This window comes from Haloglomus halophilum (genome assembly GCF_024298885.1).
Lineage (GTDB): Archaea > Halobacteriota > Halobacteria > Halobacteriales > Haloarculaceae > Haloglomus > Haloglomus halophilum.
The window spans coordinates 2029637-2048976 of the sequence record NZ_CP101166.1 but is presented as its reverse complement, the minus strand read 5'-3'; the positions used below and the strand labels follow the sequence as shown (position 1 = coordinate 2048976).

Below are 19340 nucleotides of genomic sequence, written 5' to 3'. Positions count from 1 at the left end.
AGGCCGTGGTGAGCGGTCGGCACGGACGGACAGGACGGTGACTGGCCGTCTCCGGCCGACCGGTCACGCCACTCGGCGGAGGCCGAACACCCACACCAGCAGGGCACCCAGCGCGACGAGCAGTCCGAACCCGGGGCCGCCGCCGACGGTCGGCGGCCCGCTGTCGGCCTCACCGAGCGGGGCGACCACGATGGAGGGACTGCCCGACACGTCGACGGTGGCGTAGACGTAGTTGCTCCCCGGGACGGTCCCGGCGGGGCTGGCGGCCTGGCTCCAGCTCCCGTCGTAGCGCCACGGCTCGACCGTCGGCTCGCTGACGTTGGCCGCCACGAGGTCGGTCAGTCCGTAGCTCACGTTGACCACGACATCCGGGTTGCTCCCGGACACCCGGACGTACTGTGAGAGGTTCTGCATGCCGGACGGGTCGCCAGCCGGCGCCCCCGTCGGGTTGAGGGCGAAGTTGCGACCGGTGGCCCCGACGACGGTCGGCGCGCTGTTGCCGAGATGGAGCTCTCGCACCGTCAGGTTGGTCGTCGTCCCCTGGGCCTTCAGCGAGTCTCCCCCGTTGTCCCACGTGGTGACGTTGACGATGCGCCCGTCGTCGGTGTCGGTCACGAGGACCCCATCGTTCGCGCTCCCGTTGATAGCCACGTCACGGACCTCGACCCGGTCGGAGCCGGTCGCTCCCAGCCCGTACCAGGTGTAGGTCCCCGCCCGGATGCGGGCGTCCCTGACGGTGTTGTCCGAGCCGTCGAGGACGTGTATCCCGGCCCCGGCATCGCTGTCGAAGCTGACCTCCGCCACCGTGACGTTGGTGCTACCATCGACCAGGTAGCCGATCAGGGCACCACCTATCGGCGCACTGGTGGCGTTCAGCACCGTACTGTCGGTCGTCCCCCTGACGACGATGGTCCCGCCCTCCCAGCCGGGGCCGCCGTTCAGGGAACCTTCCATGCCCGTGACCGCGATATCCGTCGCGGACAGAATCGAAACGCCGACGCTGTTGTTCCGCACCTCGACATCGGTCACCGCGCTGGCGGCGAGGTCCCGGAACCGGATGCCGCGGCTCCAGTCCGTAGCCTCCAGGTCCCGGACGGTCACGTCGGTCAACTGCCCGCCCCCGGGGTCCCGTGCCAGCACGCCAGCGGTCGAGGGCAGTCCGGCGCTATCGACGACGTGCCCGTCCCCGTCGAACGTCACGCTGCTCGCCCGGATGTCGATACAGACGTCCTCGGGCCGGTCGGTGAGGTCCTGGGTCAGGACGTACAGCCCGGGCTCGTCGATGATGCGACAGTCCGACACCGGGACCGCGGTCGGTGCCGGCGTCGGCGTCGCCGTGATGGGCGTCATCGTGGGCGGGGGAGTCGGCGTCGGGGTCGGGGTCGGCGTCGAGGTCGGGGTCGCCGTTATCGGCGTCATCGTCGGCGCGGCGGTCGCCGTCGGTGTCGGGACCGGTGTCGGCGACGGTGTGGCCGTCCCGTTCGGTGTCGGGGTCGCGGTCCCGTTCGGCGTCGGGGAGGACGTAGCGGTCGGCGTCGGGGTACTGGAGCCGTTCCCCAGCGGCGCGAACTCGGTGACCGACCCCGGGAACGCCGTGGCGTTGGCGTAGACGTAGTTCGCGGCGGTGTCGACCCCGTTCGTGCCGGGAACCGTCGACCAGCTGCCGTCGTGGCGCCACATGCGAAGCGTCGATTCCGCGGCACCCGACGCGCTCGCGTAGCTCACGTTGAGGAAGAGGTACGCACCGTTTCCGGTGTCGGTCGCCTCGACCGCCCCGCCGGCGGCGCTCATGCCGCTCGGTGGGGGCGTCGGTGTGGGGACATCCCGTAGCGAGACCCGCTGGGAGCGCGTCTCGATGATCGCCGAGGAGAGTTCGAGGTCGGTCGTCGTGGTCGTGCCGACGCCGGCCTGTGTCAGCGCCCAGTCGCCGCTGCCGAGCACGGTCACGTTCTCCAGATGCGTCCCGTCGGCGTCCTCGATGGCGACGCCGTCGGTCGTCGAGCCGGTCACCGTCGAGTCCACGACGGTCGTGTCCGGGCTCGCCGTCTCGATGGCGATGCCGACCCGGTTGTCCGAGACGGCGCTCCCGACCAGGGTGTTGTTGAAGCTCCGCGACCGGATTACGACCCCGCGGTTCGCGTTGGCCGCGCTGTCGAGGGCCCGGACGACGTTGTCCCCGCTCCCGACGAGTCGGATCCCGTCCTCGTTACCGGTCACGGTGGCGTCGCGAACGGTCGAAGCGGTGGTCTTGCTGAAGACGATTCCCGTCGCCCCGTTCCCCGAGGCGTTCACCGAATCGACCACGCTGTCGCTCACGGTGGCGTATCTGACGCCGGTCTCCCAGTCCGTCACCCGCAGGTTCCGGACGGTCACGTTCGAGAGCGTCCCCGTGCCGGCGACCTGAACACCGGTCCCGTTGCCCACGCCGTCGATCTCGTGGCCCGCCCCGTCGAAGACCACGTCGCTCGTCGTGATCTCGATGCACGGGCTCGTGGCGCTGTTACTGATATCGCCCGTCAGTTCGTAGCTCCCGGGCGTGTCGATGGTCGTACACTCGCTCACCGGCGTCGGTGGCGTCGCCGTACCCCCTGCGACTCCACCGAGGACGACCAGCGCACCGAGGAGGAAGGGGATGCTGATTCGCATCGCTGTTCACCTGTTTCAGCGTCCCGGTTATCGTACAAAGGCGTTTGGGAGCGAGTGGCACAGCGGTCGGTGGACCGGTCGAGAGTCCGGCGTACGGGGGATTCAGCACTCTCGAGGCGGCGCCTCAGTCCTCGCGGGTCCGGACGACGATGACCGGCGCCACCGCCCCCTCCGCGACGCGTTCGGTCGGGTCGCCGAACAGGGACGACAGCAGCGAGGGGCCGCCCGCGCCCATCACGATGATGTCGAACTCGCCGGAGCGGTCGACGATATCCCAGACCGGCGACTCCGACTCGGCGTGCTCCGCAGTTATCTGCTCCGCCGGGAGGCCCCGGTCGAGCAGCGTCTCCCTGGCCCGCTCGACGGCCGCGTCCGTGTCGTACTCGCCACCGGTGTCCAGTCCCCAGAGCGTCACCGTGCCGGTGTGGCCACCCAGCAGCGTCGCGACGAGGTCCGCGAGGCGGCCGACATCGACCGCGCCACGGATGGGGACGAGCACGTCCTCGATGTCGCTCGACGGGTTCGGGAGGAGGATGGCAGTTGCGCCGACCTCCTCGGCGACGCGCTCGACGGTCTGGTCCCGGTCGTGGGTGAAGGCGACGCGGGTCTCCACGCCCCGGCCCACCCCGCGGAACGTGTCCGCGATGTCCTCGACGGCAGTCCTGGCGCGATCCTCGAACTGCATGCTGGCCTGCTCGGTCGGCGTCTGGTCGGGGAGGACGTGGTAGCCCAGCAGGATGATTCGTGCGGGTGCGAGGAACTCGACGAGCGACTCGGAGATGGACTCGCCCTCCAGTACCTCGACCGGGACGAGGATGCGCGGCGGTTCACGGATATCGAGGTCGTTGTCGGACATGATGGATTCGGCAGTCGGCGCGGGGTCGTCGTCGGACATCTACAGCACCCCCTTCAGTTCCACGTCGGCAGCGTAGTACTTGTACCACCCGGCGGCCGCGAGCATGATGGCGAGCCCGATGACCTGCGAGGCGGTCTGCATGAACAGGATGAGGCCGAAACTCGCGATGGCGCCGATACCGGCGACGGGCCGGTGTGCCGGCACCCGGAAGTCCGGGTCGTACCACTCCGGTTCGTCCCGGCGCATCGAGATGAGCGCGACGCACATCAGCCCGTACATGACGAGGTGGAGGAAGGAGGCGACCTCGGCCAGCACCTCGACCTCGCCCAGCGCGACCAGCACCAGGACCGGCCCGCCCGCCATCGCCAGCGCGACGTGGGGCGTGCCGTACTTGAGGTTCATCCGGGCGGCGAACTTCGGGAGGATGGCGTCCTTGCTCACCGCGAACACCGCCCGCGAGGTCGAGAGGATGGAGGCGTTCGCACTCGAGACGGTGGCCAACAGCCCGGCGAGGAGTATCGCCAGCGCGCCGGTGCCACCGACGAAGTTGCGCGCCACCTCGACGATGGCCGTCTCCCCGAACGTCTCGAGTCGTGCACTGCCGAAGGCACTCGTCGCGACGAAGATGGTCGCGACGTAGAGGACGGCGACGATGAGGACCGACCCGACCATCGCCAGCGGGAGGTTCCGGCCGGGGTCCTTGATGTCGCCCGCGACCGTCGCGACCTGTGCGAATCCCAGATACGACGTGAACACCAGCGCCGCCGTCGTGACCATCGGGAACGGCCCGAACCGGAAGAACGTCTCCGGTGTCGACTGGGTGCCGAAGACGCCCAGCGCGTCGAGGCCGCCGTAGCTCAGGAACAGCACCAGGATGGTCAGGAGCAGCCCGACCACGTAGTTCTGGAGTTTCGCGGCGTTCTCCGTCCCGAACAGGTTGAGCGCGGTGAGGAGGGCACCGAACACCAGCGCCATCGGGATGACGATGGGGACCCCGCCGAGGTTCACCCCCGCCTCGACGAGCAGCGCGGCGGCGTAGTTCCCGAAGCCGACGAGGTAGAACGCCGTCGCGAACACCAGCCCCAGCCAGATGCTGATACCGACGACCGCGCCCGGAAGCGCCCCGAGCGCGCGAGAGATGAAGTAGTAGCCGCCGCCGGATTTCGGCATCGCGGTGGCGAGTTCCGAGGCCGGCAGCGCCACCAGCAGCGCGATGACGGCCCCGATGGCGAACGACCCGGCCGCAGCCGGGCCAGCACGCCCCGCTGCCAGCCCCGGGAACACGAAGATGCCCGCGCCGATCATCGTCCCGACGCCGATGGCGATACCGCCGACCAGCCCGATGGAGCGTTCGAGCTCCGTCCCCTCCTCGGTGACGGTCGTCTCGCCCTCCGCCTCGGTCGAGAGCCCGACCTGCTCCGGCGCCTCGCCAGCCTTGTTCGTCGCCCCTGTCTCCGACTCCGAGGTCGTGCCCATGCAGGCCGGGCACACGCTGGCGACTATAATGTCGGGGGCTAGCGAGCAGCACGAGCCCGCAGACTCGGGGCGGAACGGTCAGCACGGGCGCGTCACACGGACGACAATCGCCCTCCGTGGGTAAGATGCTGCACATCGCCCGAATCCGACAGGGAACGGGTGTAGTCGGGCAGCCGACACACTTCGGGTGGCGGACCCCGGGTAGGCCCCCGTGTTCTCACAGCACAGGAGAGGAACTGCGCGACGACGTGGCGGCGGCCATCGAGAACCCGGTAGGCGTATTCGAGCCGGACAACCGGGACCCGACCAGGGACGGCGTGTCTGCCTGCGGCGCACCGGACACTTCCGACAAACGCCTCGTCGCCGAGAACGGTCAGAAGAGCGGTTCGCCTCGCGTCTCGCGGCCGAAGGCGAGGACGACCAGCCCGCCGAGCGCGAAGGCGACCGCGAGCGGCGTCAGTGCGAGGAGGTATCCCGACTCCACGAACCCGCCCGCCAGGTCGGTCTCCAGAAGCGTCCCGGCGAGGATGGGCCCGATGACGGCGGCGACCTTGCCGACGCCGCCGGCGTATCCCATCCCGGTCCCTCGTGCCTCGGTGGGGAACAGTTCGGGCGTGTACGCGTAGATGGCTCCCCACGCGCCGAGCGCGAAGAAACTCGCCGCCAGCAGGCCCAGCAGGAACGGCCAGAAGCCCGACAGCCCGGCGCCGAACAGCGCGACGCCCGGCATCGTCGCGGCGAAGACGAACGTGAAGACGCCCGAGAGAAGCAGGTACGAGCCCAGCGTCGGCCGCCGACCGACCCGCTCGACCAGATAGGCCGCACTCAGGTAGCCCGGAATCTGGACGACACCGATGAGGAGGAAGTACAGGTAGATGTTCCCGACCACGCCGGCTGCCCCGACGGTCTGTGGGAGCCAGATGAACACGCCGTAGTAGCCGAAGTTGATGGCGAACCACGCGGCGCCGATCATCAGCGTCTGCGACCGGATGTCCTCGTCGAACAGCCGCGAGACGGGCGGCGTCGGCGTCACCTCGACATCGTCGATGTCGAGCACCTCGGCGTCCTCCCCGTTCTCCGCCGCGATAGCCCGAATCAGGGCGTTGGCCTCGTCGATGCGTCCCTCTTTGGCGAGGTAGTACGGCGTCTCGCTCAGTTGCGAGCGGATGACGAACACCAGCAGCGCGGGGAAGGCCGCCGAGAGGAACAGCAGCCGCCACCCGGCGACCGCTCCGACGACCGGGAGGGCGATGGTGCCGCCCGGCCCGGCGAGCGCCGAGAGCCAGACCCACGCCAGCACCACCGCGATGATGTTGCCGATGGGCCAGAACGCGTCGAGGTAGACGAGGTACCGCCCCCGGCGCTCCGTCGGGAGGTGCTCCGAGAGGTACGAGGTGTCCACCGCGAGCGCGCCACCGAGGCCGACGCCGGTCAAGAACCGCAGGGCGAACCCCGAGTAGAAGCCGACGGCGAGGGCGGTGAGCCCGGCGAACACCGAGTACGTCAGCACGGTCCACTGGAACGCGGGCTTGCGTCCGTGCCGGTCGGCGTACCAGCCCCAGCCCCAGTTGCCGATGATCATCCCCATGAGGCTGGCGCTGCCGAGCAGGCCGGCGGACAGCCCCGACAGCCCCCACGCCCCGATGAGCACCGGCAGCGTGAAGCTGATGATGATGACCTCCATCCCGTCGAAGGCCCAGGCGCTGCCGCAGATGGCCAGTAACCGGTGGTGGAACCGGCCGACCGGAATCCGGTCGATGACCTGCGAGACGGTGACGGTTCCTCGGCTCATTGTCCTGTCACGAAGCCTCCTCCGCTCGGAGGGAAGACGGTTTCGGCGATTCCCAGGAGACGGTCCGTACCGGGACACCGGTTCGGGTCCAGCGGGCCGACCGACCCACCTCGGTACCCGGGATGAGAATATCGATACCACGACTATTTTCGACATAAAATACTAACACAACCCCAACCAGAAACATTTGATAGATTCCGCCCACATTACGATATTCTTCGAGAATCACCCTGGTAGCACCCGGCGGATCCCCACGACAGCGATAGCGCAGCCCGGTCCGAGGTCGCTGGCGAGGTCCCGGCGTGGTTGCGGGCGTGGCGAGCCGGGAGCGGCCTCAGATGAAGACGACGGCCAGCCCGACGACGACCACCAGCCCCAGCACGGCGGTCACGAGCGTCCCGAGCTGACGGGTTCCGAGTATCCACGCGAGCGCCGCCTTCACGAGCGTGTTCGCGGTCGCCGCGATGACGATGCCGGTCGTCGCGACATCGGTGGCGACGGTCCCGTCGGCGGCGAGCTTGCTCAGCGTGAGGGTCATGGCGTCCACGTCCGCGAGGCCGGAGACGAACGCGGTGGCGTACACCCCGGAGACCCCGAGGACGGAGTTGGCCGACTCCGAGACCAGCAGCACCGCCGCGAACAGGGCGCCGAAGACCAGGGCCGGCTGCAACCTGAAGGGGTTCTCGATCTCCGCGGTCACCGCGTCCTCGCGTGTCGATCGCCAGTAGACCACGACGGCGGCGAGCACGCCCGCACCGGTCATCAGTCCCAGCGGGACCGCGACGTGGGGGAGCAGTGCGGGGTTGACGACGGCCACCTCGACAAGCGCCCGCGGGAACATCACCACCGACGCGACGACGATGGCGAACGCCGAGACCTGGTAGATACCGGGGGAGTCGGTCGTCTGCTCGGCCATCGAGACGGTGGTCGCGGTCGAGGAGACGAAGCCACCGAGGAAGCCGGTCAGGGCGATGCCCCGCGTGGTCCCCACGACCCGGCTCAGCACGTACGCCGCGAAGCTCAGGCCGCTGACGAAGGCGACCATCAGCCAGACGAATCGGGGATTGAGCCCGTACAGTGCCTCGAGTTCGCGGTCCGGGAGCAGCGGGAGCACCACCAGCACCACCAGCACGAACTTGACGGTGGCACGACGCTCCTCGTCGTCGATGCGCTCGGCGAACCGGTGGATGCGACCCTTCGCCGACAGCAGCGCCGTCAGGACCCCCCCGGACACGAGTGCGACGACCAGACCGCGCTGGGAGTGGGTGGTCAACGCCCCCAGCAGCACCATCAGCAGGCCCGCCGCCAGCGTCGTGAGACCGATATCGCCCTCGAGCCAGACCTTCCCGACGTAGCCGACGAGCAGCGCAAGCGCCAGTCCACCGACGACAACCGGCAACAGCGAGGGGAAGAACGCCTGCGTGAGCGCACCGGCCAGCGCCAGCAGCGGGAACGTCCGACTGCCGGCGAACGACCCGCCCGACTCGCTGGCCTCGCGCTCCAGCCCGACGAGCGCGCCGATGCCGACGGCCACGAGCAGGTGCCAGACCAGCGGAAACAGGGCCTCGGAGGCGGCTGTCACAGGTACACGCTCTCCTACCCGGTGCATCCCCCTTACGGTTCGAGAACTGGTCCGCGATGGTCGCCGTCCAGGCGGAACGCATCGCCGAGGGGAACCCACCGGAACAGTCGGAGGTGTTCGCGAGGGGGAACCGAGCGGCAGGGGGCATCCGGTCTGTGCAGCCGCCCCGTGCTCCAGTTCGAACGCGACCCCGACCTCGGCCCGGTACTCGCGACCGGCCCGTTCCAGAATCACGGCGAGTGTGCTGACAGGCCGGGAGTCATATGGTGGGAACCGGAGGAGGGACTATTATCTCCATACACGAACAGCCGGTGAGAGCCGATGTCCACTGATACACCCACGGCCCGCTTCGAGCGGAAGACGTCGTTCGACGCGGCGTCACCGACCCTCATTGAGGGGCTCCCCGGCCTCGGGATGGTGGCCTCCATCGCGGTCGACCAGATCACCACGCAGCTCGACCTGGAACACCACGGGAGCATCCAGTCGGAGGCCCTGCCCTCCGTGGCCGCGTTCGCCGACGGGCGCGTCCGCGACATGGTCCGCGTCTACGCCGGCGAAGACCCCCCAGTGATGACGCTCCAGAGCGACATCCCCATCCCGCCGAACGCGGCGGAGTCACTGAGCCGGACCGTCCACCAGGACCTGGCCGAGGAGTTCGACCGGGCGGTCTTCCTGGCGGGCGCGCCGGCCGAGTCCGAGGAGCAGCTGGGCGAGGTCGTCGGCGTGGCGACGAGCGACGAGACCGAGCAGGAGCTCCGGGACGCCGGCATCGACCTGGCCGAGGAGTCCGGCTCCATCGGCGGTATCACCGGCGCACTACTGGCCGACTGCTACGCGCACGACGTCCCGGCGTCGGTGCTCATCGTCCGCTGTGACCCCCGGCTCCCCGACCCGAACGCGGCGCAGTCGGTCATCGAGAACGCGCTCGAGCCGCTCGTCGACTTCGACATCGACACGAGCGAACTCGAGGAGCAGGCCCAGGAGATCCAGCGACGGAAACAGCAGATCGCCAAGCAGCTCCAGCAGCTCCGCCAGCAGCAACAGGAGGAGGGCGAGACGCTCCAGAGCCGCGCGATGTACCAGTAGCGGGCCTCGCAGGCGCCCGGCGGCGCCGCAGCTCGACGCACGCACCGGGGGCTACTCTGACTGCTGGATGGCCGTCCACGACTCGATCTCGAACCGATACCCCTCGATGCCGCGCATCGGTTCGGCGGAGCTGAACAGGTCCGGGTGCCAGGCGTTCTCCATCGCCGCCCGGAGGTCGTCCCACTCGTCGTCGGCCACCGTCTCGAAACGCCCGACGAGACTGGCGCTCCGCCAGTCGTGGACGGCGGCCGCATCGTAGACGACGAACCGGCCCAGGTCGGCACGTTCGGTCAGGTCCTCCTTGCGGCTCTCCGGGCCGAACAGCAGGTAGACGAAGTAGAGTGCCTCCTCGCCGTCGTAGCCGAACGACAGCGGGAGGAGGTACGGCAGTCCCCCCTCGGCGAGCCCGAGCACTCCCACTCCCTGGTCGGTGAGCAACTGTCCCAGCTCCTCCTCGGTCATCCGGCTGGTCCCGGATTCACGGATCTCGTGGATGGACATACTCGACGCTACCCACCGAGTCGTGTTAAGTAGTGACACACTTCCAGCGGCGTGGGAACCGACCCGGGACCCGACCGGTCTACCTCGCTCCCCCCTCGGCCATCAGAACCGGAACGCGTGCCGGACCTGTACCCGTGGGAGGGCTGAGAGCCCCTTCAGGGAGCGGCTGAGTCTCAGCCCCTGGCAATCAGTGCGCGACTGATGAGGGCTCGCCACCCTCTGTTCAGTATGCTAGACGGGAAGATAGCCATCGTCACGGGCGGTTCGTCGGGTATCGGGAAGGCAATCAGCGAACTGTTCGTCGCGGAGGGCGCCGAGGTCGTCATCGCCAACCGGAGCGAGGACGAGGGCGCCGCGGTCGCCGAGGAGCTGGGCTGTTCGTTCGTCCAGACCGACGTGAGCGACTACGAGCAGGTCGAGGCGCTGGTCGAGGGCACCGTCGAGGAGTTCGGCCGGCTGGACGTGCTGGTGAACAACGCGGGCGTCGGCAGCGAGTCCTCGCTCGTGGAGATGTCGCTGGACGAGTGGGACCGGGTCGTGAGCATCGACCTCGGCGGCGTGATGCACGGGATGAAGGCGGCACTCCCGCACCTGGAGGAGAGCGACGGGAGCATCATCAACATGGCCTCCATCTACGGACTGGTCGGCGGCAAGGGTGCGGCAGCCTACTCCGCGGCGAAGGGCGGGGTCGTCAACCTCACCCAGCAGGTCGCCATCGACTACGCCGACAGGGGTGTCCGGGTCAACAGCGTCTGTCCGGGCTTCGTCGAGACGCCCATGACCGCGGACCTGCTCGAGACCGAGCAGTTCTACGAGTTCGTCCGGCAGAACACGCCGATGGACCGGGCAGCCCAGCCCGAGGAGATCGCCCCCATCGTGGCGTTCCTCGCCTCCGACGGGGCCTCCTACATCACCGGCGCCGACGTCCCCGTCGACGGCGGCTGGACGGCACACTGAGGAGGGGCACGCGGGAGCGTCGCCTCCCCGGTTGCGGTCTGTCGCCTGGCGACGGCGTCAGGACGACCCCGGCGGGTCGTCGAGTTCCACCACGTCGGCCCCCGGTGCGTTCTGCTTGACGCTCTCGAGGCCCTGCTCGCACTTCTGCCGGCTCGCGTACCCCTCGCCGCTGTCGGCGATGATGTTGCCGTTGTCGTGGACGAGCCGCCACCGCCACTTCCCTGCACGGTCCTCGTACACTTCGAAGGTGGCCCTGGACATGCTGAACGACTCCGCCAGCGGACCGAAAGGTCTGCCGGTGGGTCCCACCGGCGAAGAATCACGGCGAGCGGTGGGAGTGGGATTCGAACCCACGAGGCCTCGCGGCCACCTGCTTTCCAGGCAGGCCCCTTCGGCCGCTCGGGCATCCCACCAGCGAGTCGACGCCGCGCACGACGGACATCGATGGAGAACGGTCGTCCTACACCTGTGCGGGCTCGCTCCAGCCGCCGGAATCGACCACCTCGAACAGCTTGCCCCAGTTCTCGTCGTCCTCGCTCTCGGGGAGCTGGTCCCGGAGCTGCTGGAAGTCCGACTCGGGAACCTGTGTTCTGACGAGGTCCACGATGACCCGGGCGTGGTAGGCCGCGTCCGATGGGTCAGCACGCTCGATATCGGCGACGCGCTCGACGAACTCCGCCCAGTCGAAGTGCTGGCCGTGCTCGGTGACGGCGCCGGTCATGTACCAGCGGATCTCCATCGGGAGCGAGGCCGCCAGGTCCTCTGCGTTGTCTGCGGGGATGCGTGACCCGAGCGTCATCAGGGTCGCCCGGATGGCGCGCACGGTCTCGCCGGTCTCCGGGAGTTCGAGTCGGTGCTGCACCGTGCCGGTGAACTCATCGAAGTTCATACACGAGAGGCGTCTCCCAGACGGATGAATCGGGGCGGCGGTTCCCACGGGGTGAGAAGACACCGGGCGGCAGGGCCGCCCGGTCGGTATGGCCGGGGGCGACTGGCTCCAGGACAGGGGAGGCTCGGTGCCTCCGGTGGGAAGCCTGTGCCCCAGGAAGAGGAGCACCAGGTCGTCGCTCGGCAACCGCCAGTCGCTCACCCCATGAGCCGGGGACACGAGTCGGTCGACGTTGTACAGCAGGGCACCGACCTGTTCCTGGCGGGCATCCCCGGGGCCGGCCCCGCCGCAAACCAAGCTCGCACCGGTGGCGACCGGCGGGGAGAGCCCGCACGGCTGCGGCAGTCAACCCGTCCACGAGACCGGCGGCATCTCGACGAACGCCGTCTCGTAGCCCTCGTGGCGGGCGACCTGCGGCGGCGTCAGTACCCGAACGGTGACCGTGTCCCGGGACCCGAGATACGGAATCGGCGTCCCGTAGTGGTAGCCGAGTTCGGGGTCCATCGTCCGGGAGAGCGTCCCCTCGAACCGCGTCGTTCCGTCGCGCTCGATGAGGGCCTCGAGGCCCATCGCGGGGAGCAGCAGGCCACTGTGTGGCGTCCGGGAGACCAGCGCGAGGTACGCTTCATCCCCGGTCGCGCCCCGGCGTGTGGCAGCCCCGTCGGTGAGAACGTACGCGTCGAGGCGTGCATCGCCCGTCGCTCGCTGGCCGAGGTGACGACCCGGCACCGCGTCCGGGGGGCGGACAGCCGGGACGCCCTCGATATCGGCCGGCGAGAGGGCCCCACTCGTCCCCGCATCGTCGGGTCGTCGGAACGGGATGGCGTCCCGCTCGTCGCTGCTGTACGAGAACGGAATCGATACGGTTGCCGGGTCGCCGAACCGACCCGCGAAGGCGCCGGTGCGGCGGATCTGGAGGCCACCGACGCTGATGTCGACGGTGTACTCCCCGTCACCCGGGAGCGCGAAGTTGTCGCCGTAGTGGAAGCCGAGCCGCTGGGAGAGCATGGCGTAGACGGCCTCGCGAGCGACCAGTTCGCCGTCCCGTCGAATCTCGGCAGTGAGCCCGACCTCCGGGAGGACCACCCCGGTGTCAGGGTCCCAGACGAGCGCCATCAGGTGGACGCTGTCGGCGGTTTCGACCGACCGACGGTAGGTCTGGCGACCGACCAGCTCCCAGAACCGGTCGGGGTAGCTGTAGAGGAGGGCGAACCGGAACGCGCCGGCGTCGGCGGTTCCGACGAGGCGGACGCCGCTGGCGTGCGTCGGGCGGTAGACGCCCGGCGGGCGGTCGTCGAGCACCGGCGGGAGCGTCCGGTCACCACCATCCGACTCCGCGCCACCGACCAGCGAGCGACAGCCCGACAGGAAGGTGGCGGCCGTGCCCGCCGAAAGTGCGCGGAGGTACGAGCGGCGTCGCATACCCCCGCGTTGTGACCCCCGGGAGATACCGGTTGCGGCGCGGTCTGGTCGTACCCGTTGGGTGGTGTTCGGACTATCGGGCGGGACAGGGACACACCCAGTCCAGCAGACGAGCCACCATCGGCCCGTCTCTGCACAGTCCCACTCGTGGAGGTGCAACAACTAACACGGGGGGCATCCAGTCGTCGCCATGGAGCGACGGACGTTCCTCGTGACGGCCGCGAGTGTCGCTGGCGCCGGGTGCATCGGTGGCGGCGGTGGCGAGGGCGACTCGTACGGCGACTGGTTCGACGGCGTCGACAACTTCGATGGGGAGGTCGACCGGACCGGACAGGACGAGACGCGCGTCATGGTCGGCGTCGACGACGGCCTCGCGTACGGTCCGCCGGCCATCATCATCACGCCCGGCACGACCGTCGTCTGGGAGTGGACCGGTAACGGTGGCGGCCACAACGTGGTCTCCGACGACGGCATCTTCGAGTCCGAACTGACGAAGGAGGCCGGCCACACCTTCGAGCAGACGTTCGACGACTCGGGCCTGTTCCGGTACTTCTGCACCCCACACAGCGACCTCGGGATGCGAGGTGGCGTCCGCGTCAGGGCCGGGGGCGGCGACGGCGGCTGACCGCGACCCGTTATCCGTGTCCCCTGTTACCGGGGATCAAGTTTATACCACCCCCCTTTGTCCACCGACAGAAGGTATGAACGAGAGCGACTCGGGCGATACGAACGGGGGCGGTGGCTCCGTCCGTCGCCGGGACCTCCTGCGAGCGGCGGGCGTCACGGGGGCGCTCGGCGCGGTGGGAGCGGCGGGGCTAGCGGCCGGCCAGTCGGACGAGGACAGCCAGGGCGAGTTCCCGGCCCATCAGCCCGCCAGGGACCCGCCGCGGGCGTACGAGGAGTACACCGTCCACCGCGTCCCCGAGCAGTACGACACCATCCAGCGGGCCGTCGAGGCTGCGGAACCGCGCGACCTGGTGCTGGTCGGGCCGGGCGTGTACAACGAGGCCGTCACCGTCACGGATACCCCGGAGTTGACGATCCGGGGGACGGACCGCAACGAGGTGATCCTCGACGGCGAGTTCACACGCGAGGACGGCGTGCTCGCGACGGTCGACGACGTCGTGGTCGAGAACATGACGGCCCGGAACTACCAGCGCAACGGCTTCTTCTGGTCGTCGGTGACCGGCTGGCGCGGCTCCTACCTGACCGCCTACAACAACCGCGTCTACGGTATCTACAACATCGACTCCCGGCACGGGCGCTACCACGACTGCTACGCGTCGGGCCACACCGACTCGGGGTTCTACGTCGGGGAGTGCGACCCCTGTCACGCCCGGCTGGAGAACGTGCGGTCCGAGAACAACGCCATCGGCTACTCCGGGACCAACGCCGGCGGCTACCTCACCGTGACGGACTCGGTCTTCCGGGACAACATGGGCGGCATCGTTCCCAACTCGCTGGACAGCGAGGCGAACCCGCCACAGGACAGCGCCCGCATCCAGAACAACCTCGTCGAGGGGAACAACAACGCCGACGCACCCGACGCCGCCTTCGGCTACGGCGCCTTCGGCGCCGGCATCGTCGTCGCCGGCGGCATCAACGACGAGATCTTCGACAACGAGGTCCGGGACCACGCCAACTACGGCATCGTCGTCGCGCCGATGATCGACGACAACCTGTACGCCCCCCGGAACAACCTCGTCAGGGGGAACACCGTCTCGAACTCCGGCCGGGCCGACCTCGCGGTCGGCGCGCCCCAGGGCGGCGACAACCGGTTCCGGGACAACGACGCGGACACGAGCCGCCCGAGCGGACTGGCCGGGGGCCCGCGACTCGTCGGCGGCGACCCGATGGTGCTGACGGTCATGCTCGAACAGTTCGCACAGCTCGAACTCGGGAGCTCGCCACGGGGCGACTGGCGGACCGCACCCGAGCCGCCGTTCGACGAGCTCGCGTCGATGCCCGACCCCGAGACCGAACCCCCCAGGGAGGCGGTGCGAAGATAATGGCGACCAGTGATTCACCCCTCGACCGCGTCCTCCCGCTGTTCGATCACACCCACGACACCGCGACGACGGCGCTCGTCGTGGGGGTCGCGACGCTGCTGGCCGTGGTCGCCTCCTGGGTCGTCGCGGACTTCGGGGTCCGGTTCCCCGCGTTCGCGGTCACCGCCATCGGGGCGGCCTACTGGCTGTACCGCCTCGAAACGCGCCGGGAGATCGTCGCGGGCGGCCTCTACATGCTCGCCGCGCTGATCGCGCTCACGCCGGTCGCCATGGAGCTCCACGTCCTGACCGTCACCGGGATGGAGGGTGTGGGCTCACCCGCCCAGCACGTCCTCGCGATATCGGATCTGCTCCTGACGCTCCTGTTCTGGGTCGTCGCGGCGGTTCCCGCAGTGGCGGCCTACCTGCTCCAGAACGGGGACGCAGTCCGGGCCCGTCTCGGTCGGTGACGGGTCGACGGCGACGATGCTCAGGCTCTCGAGATCTCGACGTGCCACTCCCCGGGTGCAGGGTTGGCCGTCTCGTGCTCGAAGCCGCGGTCCTCGAGCACACCGTAGAGCGGCTCGGGCTCGAAGCTGTTGATCAGCAGCAGCGACTCCTCCTCGGGCAACTCGTCGAGCGCGGCCATGATGTCCTCGAACGGCTCGCCGTCGATCTCCCGCACGTCCAGCTGTCTGTCCGGGTCGCCGGATGCTTCCGAGCGCATACCCGACCATCGACACGTATCGAACTATGCGTTCACCCGATGATGTTCGTCTCGGGCCGACCTGGGCCGGTCGGCCGGGACCGGGCTCCGAACGATGCCGAACTCCGAGCCGGTACGGGCCACAGTGGCGGAGTCCCCGTATCCCCCCTCGATGCGAAGGTGTTCGCACCTAGGCTTTCGGGGGGGGACAGCGATTCGGCGGGTATGTCCTCGGAACCACAGGCACGGACGGCCCCATCGCCCGCACCAACACTGGCGGATATCGAGCGGGGCGCGGCACGCTACCTGTTCGCCATCGCCGTCCGCTCAGGGTCCGGGACGGGTCGGGTCACGACCGGGGAACTTCACGAACACCTGGGCGTGGCCCAGCCCAGCGTCACCGGGATGGTGTCGAAGCTCGACGACCGCGGACTGGTCGACTACGAGAAGTACGAGGGCGTGACGCTCACCGACCGGGGAGAGGCCCTCGCCAGGCAGGCCGGCTGGCGGCTCTGTGTCGTCTCCACCTTCTTCGATTCGGAGCTGGATACGACGCTCGATGACGGGACGGCGTTCGATATCGGCTTCGCGCTGCCGGAGCGCGGGGTACGCCGGCTCCGGGAACTCGTCGGGTCGGCGTGTCTGGGGCGCTGCCCGGAGGCGAACGGTGACGCCGAGCGGTGCGCGGCCTGAGGACCCGAGCGGATCGCGGCGGTCCGGCGCCGGCCCGGGGACGGCGATGGTTCCCGTCGAGGGGCAGGACTACCCCGGGTCCAGCGTGACGAAGTACGGCCCGTCCCAGTCGTTCACCCAGTCCGGAGCCGCCGGGTGGTCCCGGAGCTGGTTCGCCTCGTACGACTCGTTCTCGAAGGGCCGGCCCGACGGGTCGGTTCCATCGGCCCACGGAACCGTGAAGCTGACCGGGTCACGGCCGTCCGCCGGAATCAGCTGTTTCCGGCCCCGTTCGTGGGCCTTGCCGCTCGAATCGACCCACTCCTGAGGATGGAACGTCACCTGGATACTGGAACCGGATTCGGCCTCGGACATACGGGGAAGAGGGACTCCCCGGACCTGGCTCTCGGGGCGAAGGTGTTCGGGCGAGTAGAACGGAACATGTTCGGACCAACGCTTTTCCTCCGTCTCGTCACAGTCGAACCCGTATGAATCTAGGTAGGCCTAAACCAGTAGGGCGGGAGCGCAGCACCGATCGCCCCGATTCGTCGGGGCAGTGGTGGAGGAAGATATGACGGCGACCGACTTCGACGCGGAGCGCGCGTACGACGACGACCAGTTCTCGGCGGTCGAGGTGTTCCGCAGCGACCGGATGAAGGTCGTCTGCGGGTACTTCGAGCCCGAGCAGTTCATCCCGGTCCACGCCCCATCCAGCGACGTGGCGATCCACGTCCGCTCGGGGACCGGACTCGTCCGCGACGGCGACGAGGAGCACCGCGTCGAACCGGGCGACGTGGTCGTCGTCGGGGCGGACACCGACCGAGGCGTCAGGGCCGACACCGACTCGCGGCTGGAGGCCCTGCTCGTCACCGCACCGCCGCCGACCGACGCCGAACACGGACCGGTCCGCGAGGGACTCCGGCGGAACGAGTTCGACCCACACGACCCATGACCACGACCCACGACCTCGACGAACTGGAGGGACAGCCCCACGCGAACGTCTTCCCCGACGCGGAGCCGAAGACGGTCAGACTCACGCTCGACGCCGGTGGAGCGGTCGCTCCCCACAGCCACCCCGACCGCGAGATCGTCCTCTACCTGGTCGAGGGACGGATCGAGTTACAGGTCGGGGGAGAGACGCACGACCTGACAGCAGGTGACATCGCCCGCTTCGACGGCGATCAGGAGATCTCGCCGCGAGCCATCGAGGCGAGCACCGCGCTGATCGTTCTGGCGCCCCGGTCGGACGACTGACCCGGCGGCGTCGAGACCCGGGGCCCGTCGGATACGGAACGACGGCGAGGCGGCCGACCACCGGGACGCCAGCCCGGGAGCCCTCACCGTGACGACTCGCCAGGTGAGGCCTCCTCCGCCGGCGTCGGTTCCCGACGCGGGTCGAGGGCCCCGAGGAGGATGCGGCCGACGGAGTGCGGGCTGTGATCGTGGATGACCAGCAGCATGTTCGCGCCGAACACGACGACCCCGAGGCTCACCAGTACGCCGCCGATGGCCTGGACGGCTGCCGGGAGCCCGAGCCACGCCGCCGCGACGAGCGCGAGCAGCCCGGTCACCAGCAGCGTCGCGTCGGCCGTCGCCAGCCGGTCGTCGTAGAGGTCGTCGATCATCGGAACGTCCTCGAGCCCCAGCAGGTCGCTGTACCGGTGGACCCAGATGATGAACGGGACGATGTGGTACAGCGTTCCGAGGACGACGAAGCCGACGGCGCCGAGGACGAGCAGGTGGACCGCGCCGGGGGCGCCGAACCGGTGTGCCGGTGCAGTCGGCGCCTGCAGCCACGCCGGCGCCGTGACGAGCGCCCAGCCGAGCAACGCCGGGACGGCGACCGCGTACCGCGTGTGCATCGGCGTCCAGTCGACCTGCATCTCGACGAGCTTCCGCGCGAGGATCGTCCCGAAGGCGAGCGCCGCCGCCAGAACGAGCGCGGCGCCGACGCGTGCGACGACCACCGTGTCGACGAGCCGACCGAGCGCCAGGAGGACGACCCCGACCGGATGGCCGACCGCCTCGACCGGCTGGAGGTACTCGTCGACCCCGTGGAGTTCCGTCTGGGTGAACATCGTCGCGAGCTGGTAGAGGGCGCCGTAGACGGTCGTCAGGACGGCGCCGAAGACGGCGACCGTCGCGTGGGCCCCCACGACACCCGTGCGGTCGACACCCGTATCCGCGAACAGCGGCCGTGTGAACCCCACGGCAAGCAGGAACCCCAGCACGGTGAGGACGGCGAAGAAGCCCAGCGCGAGCAGGAAGTGCCGCTCGGTCACGTCGTAGGACTCGACCGCGGCCAGCGTCCGGGCGATGTTGTAGACGAACGTCCAGAATCCGACGAGCATGAGCCCGCCGAACGGGAGCAGCCACGTCGGCGAGCCGAGGACGAGCCCGGCGACGAACCCGACCAGCCCGACGCCGACGAGCACCAGCTGGAGGTTCGCGAGGCGACGCGAGTGGAGGGTGATGCCCGACCAGACGGGGACGAACTGGGTCATCGCACCCATGATCGTGACGCAGATCCAGCCCGCCAGCAGCAGGTGGACGTGCGCGAGCGTCCCCAGCCCGGGGACGGCGTCGACGGCGAGCCCGAGCCCGACCAGCACGCCCCCGAGCAGGAACCCGAGGGCCACGACGAAGTGCCGCAGCGGGACCGTCATCGGTGGCTGCTGGTCCGTCTCGACGTTCCCCGGAATCGCGCCCATACGTCACAGTACGGTACCGACACCTCCTGCGTGCATCCCCGAACATGTTCCCGACC

At 69.3% G+C, this 19340-nt stretch carries 20 protein-coding genes and 1 tRNA gene; 8 read left to right on the top strand and 13 right to left on the bottom strand.

Annotation, left to right across the window (positions count from 1 at the left end):
- Nucleotides 1–63: 63 nt before the first annotated feature.
- From NL114_RS09930 to NL114_RS09910, 5 genes are all read right to left on the bottom strand, one after another.
- Nucleotides 64–2646, bottom strand: coding sequence for a right-handed parallel beta-helix repeat-containing protein (locus tag NL114_RS09930; protein WP_254824633.1), 2583 nt, complete (start codon nucleotides 2644–2646; stop codon nucleotides 64–66).
- 124 nt (nucleotides 2647–2770) lie between these two features.
- Nucleotides 2771–3541, bottom strand: coding sequence for a universal stress protein (locus NL114_RS09925; protein WP_254824632.1), 771 nt, complete (start codon nucleotides 3539–3541; stop codon nucleotides 2771–2773).
- Complete coding sequence (locus tag NL114_RS09920; RefSeq protein ID WP_254824631.1) at nucleotides 3542–4978, bottom strand: APC family permease; 1437 nt, start codon at nucleotides 4976–4978, stop codon at nucleotides 3542–3544. It lies immediately after the preceding gene.
- A 373-nt stretch (nucleotides 4979–5351) separates the two neighbouring features.
- Nucleotides 5352–6770, bottom strand: a complete 1419-nt coding sequence (locus NL114_RS09915; protein WP_254824630.1) for an MFS transporter — start codon at nucleotides 6768–6770, stop codon at nucleotides 5352–5354.
- Nucleotides 6771–7104: 334 nt separating this feature from the next.
- Nucleotides 7105–8379 (bottom strand): MgtC/SapB family protein, encoded by a 1275-nt coding sequence (locus NL114_RS09910; RefSeq protein WP_350355411.1) that lies wholly within the window; start codon nucleotides 8377–8379, stop codon nucleotides 7105–7107.
- Between the two features lie 294 nt (nucleotides 8380–8673).
- On the opposite strand from NL114_RS09910, the gene NL114_RS09905 reads away from it, so the two are divergent.
- The gene (locus NL114_RS09905) at nucleotides 8674–9438 is read left to right on the top strand and encodes a proteasome assembly chaperone family protein (protein ID WP_254824628.1); all 765 of its coding nucleotides are present in this window, start codon (nucleotides 8674–8676) and stop codon (nucleotides 9436–9438) included.
- A gap of 51 nt (nucleotides 9439–9489) precedes the next feature.
- Here the strand turns inward: NL114_RS09905 and NL114_RS09900 are convergent, their stop codons facing one another.
- Nucleotides 9490–9939, bottom strand: a complete 450-nt coding sequence (locus NL114_RS09900; RefSeq protein WP_254824627.1) for a pyridoxamine 5'-phosphate oxidase family protein — start codon at nucleotides 9937–9939, stop codon at nucleotides 9490–9492.
- A gap of 228 nt (nucleotides 9940–10167) precedes the next feature.
- On the opposite strand from NL114_RS09900, the gene budC reads away from it, so the two are divergent.
- Nucleotides 10168–10896: a meso-2,3-butanediol dehydrogenase gene (gene budC, locus NL114_RS09895; protein ID WP_254824626.1), complete on the top strand. Its 729-nt coding sequence runs from the start codon at nucleotides 10168–10170 to the stop codon at nucleotides 10894–10896.
- A gap of 57 nt (nucleotides 10897–10953) precedes the next feature.
- On the opposite strand, the gene NL114_RS09890 is transcribed toward budC, so the two are convergent.
- From NL114_RS09890 to NL114_RS09875, 4 genes are all read right to left on the bottom strand, one after another.
- The gene (locus NL114_RS09890) at nucleotides 10954–11157 is read right to left on the bottom strand and encodes an HVO_2922 family protein (protein ID WP_350355410.1); all 204 of its coding nucleotides are present in this window, start codon (nucleotides 11155–11157) and stop codon (nucleotides 10954–10956) included.
- Between the two features lie 68 nt (nucleotides 11158–11225).
- Nucleotides 11226–11309 (bottom strand) — tRNA-Ser (locus NL114_RS09885).
- A 47-nt stretch (nucleotides 11310–11356) separates the two neighbouring features.
- Complete coding sequence (locus tag NL114_RS09880; protein WP_254824625.1) at nucleotides 11357–11785, bottom strand: DUF2267 domain-containing protein; 429 nt, start codon at nucleotides 11783–11785, stop codon at nucleotides 11357–11359.
- A gap of 345 nt (nucleotides 11786–12130) precedes the next feature.
- On the bottom strand, nucleotides 12131–13207 hold the full coding sequence (locus NL114_RS09875) for a DUF7350 domain-containing protein (protein ID WP_254824624.1): 1077 nt from the start codon (nucleotides 13205–13207) through the stop codon (nucleotides 12131–12133).
- Between the two features lie 190 nt (nucleotides 13208–13397).
- Here NL114_RS09875 and NL114_RS09870 point away from each other — a divergent pair, with 190 nt between their 5' ends.
- The 3 genes from NL114_RS09870 to NL114_RS09860 all read left to right on the top strand — a co-directional run bounded on the left by NL114_RS09870 (nucleotide 13398) and on the right by NL114_RS09860 (nucleotide 15665).
- Nucleotides 13398–13832: a halocyanin domain-containing protein gene (locus tag NL114_RS09870; protein WP_254824623.1), complete on the top strand. Its 435-nt coding sequence runs from the start codon at nucleotides 13398–13400 to the stop codon at nucleotides 13830–13832.
- Nucleotides 13833–13908: 76 nt separating this feature from the next.
- On the top strand, nucleotides 13909–15216 hold the full coding sequence (locus NL114_RS09865) for a plastocyanin (RefSeq protein ID WP_254824622.1): 1308 nt from the start codon (nucleotides 13909–13911) through the stop codon (nucleotides 15214–15216).
- Nucleotides 15216–15665 (top strand): hypothetical protein, encoded by a 450-nt coding sequence (locus tag NL114_RS09860; protein WP_254824621.1) that lies wholly within the window; start codon nucleotides 15216–15218, stop codon nucleotides 15663–15665. Before NL114_RS09865 ends, NL114_RS09860 begins: the two co-directional genes overlap by 1 nt.
- A 20-nt stretch (nucleotides 15666–15685) precedes the next feature.
- On the opposite strand, the gene NL114_RS09855 is transcribed toward NL114_RS09860, so the two are convergent.
- The gene (locus NL114_RS09855; RefSeq protein ID WP_254824620.1) at nucleotides 15686–15922 is read right to left on the bottom strand and encodes a DUF2249 domain-containing protein; all 237 of its coding nucleotides are present in this window, start codon (nucleotides 15920–15922) and stop codon (nucleotides 15686–15688) included.
- 204 nt (nucleotides 15923–16126) lie between these two features.
- Between NL114_RS09855 and NL114_RS09850 the strand changes: the two genes are divergently transcribed.
- Nucleotides 16127–16594 carry a metal-dependent transcriptional regulator gene (locus NL114_RS09850; protein ID WP_254824619.1) on the top strand — a complete coding sequence of 156 codons (468 nt, stop codon included), beginning with the start codon at nucleotides 16127–16129 and terminating at the stop codon, nucleotides 16592–16594.
- 69 nt (nucleotides 16595–16663) lie between these two features.
- On the opposite strand, the gene NL114_RS09845 is transcribed toward NL114_RS09850, so the two are convergent.
- Nucleotides 16664–16948 (bottom strand): hypothetical protein, encoded by a 285-nt coding sequence (locus tag NL114_RS09845; RefSeq protein WP_254824618.1) that lies wholly within the window; start codon nucleotides 16946–16948, stop codon nucleotides 16664–16666.
- A 196-nt stretch (nucleotides 16949–17144) separates the two neighbouring features.
- On the opposite strand from NL114_RS09845, the gene NL114_RS09840 reads away from it, so the two are divergent.
- Nucleotides 17145–17525, top strand: a complete 381-nt coding sequence (locus tag NL114_RS09840) for a cupin domain-containing protein (protein ID WP_254824617.1) — start codon at nucleotides 17145–17147, stop codon at nucleotides 17523–17525.
- Complete coding sequence (locus NL114_RS09835; protein WP_254824616.1) at nucleotides 17522–17827, top strand: cupin domain-containing protein; 306 nt, start codon at nucleotides 17522–17524, stop codon at nucleotides 17825–17827. Before NL114_RS09840 ends, NL114_RS09835 begins: the two co-directional genes overlap by 4 nt.
- 83 nt (nucleotides 17828–17910) lie before the next feature.
- Here NL114_RS09835 and NL114_RS09830 read toward each other — a convergent pair whose 3' ends face one another.
- Nucleotides 17911–19284: a hypothetical protein gene (locus NL114_RS09830; protein ID WP_254824615.1), complete on the bottom strand. Its 1374-nt coding sequence runs from the start codon at nucleotides 19282–19284 to the stop codon at nucleotides 17911–17913.
- Between the last annotated feature and the right edge of the window lie 56 nt (nucleotides 19285–19340).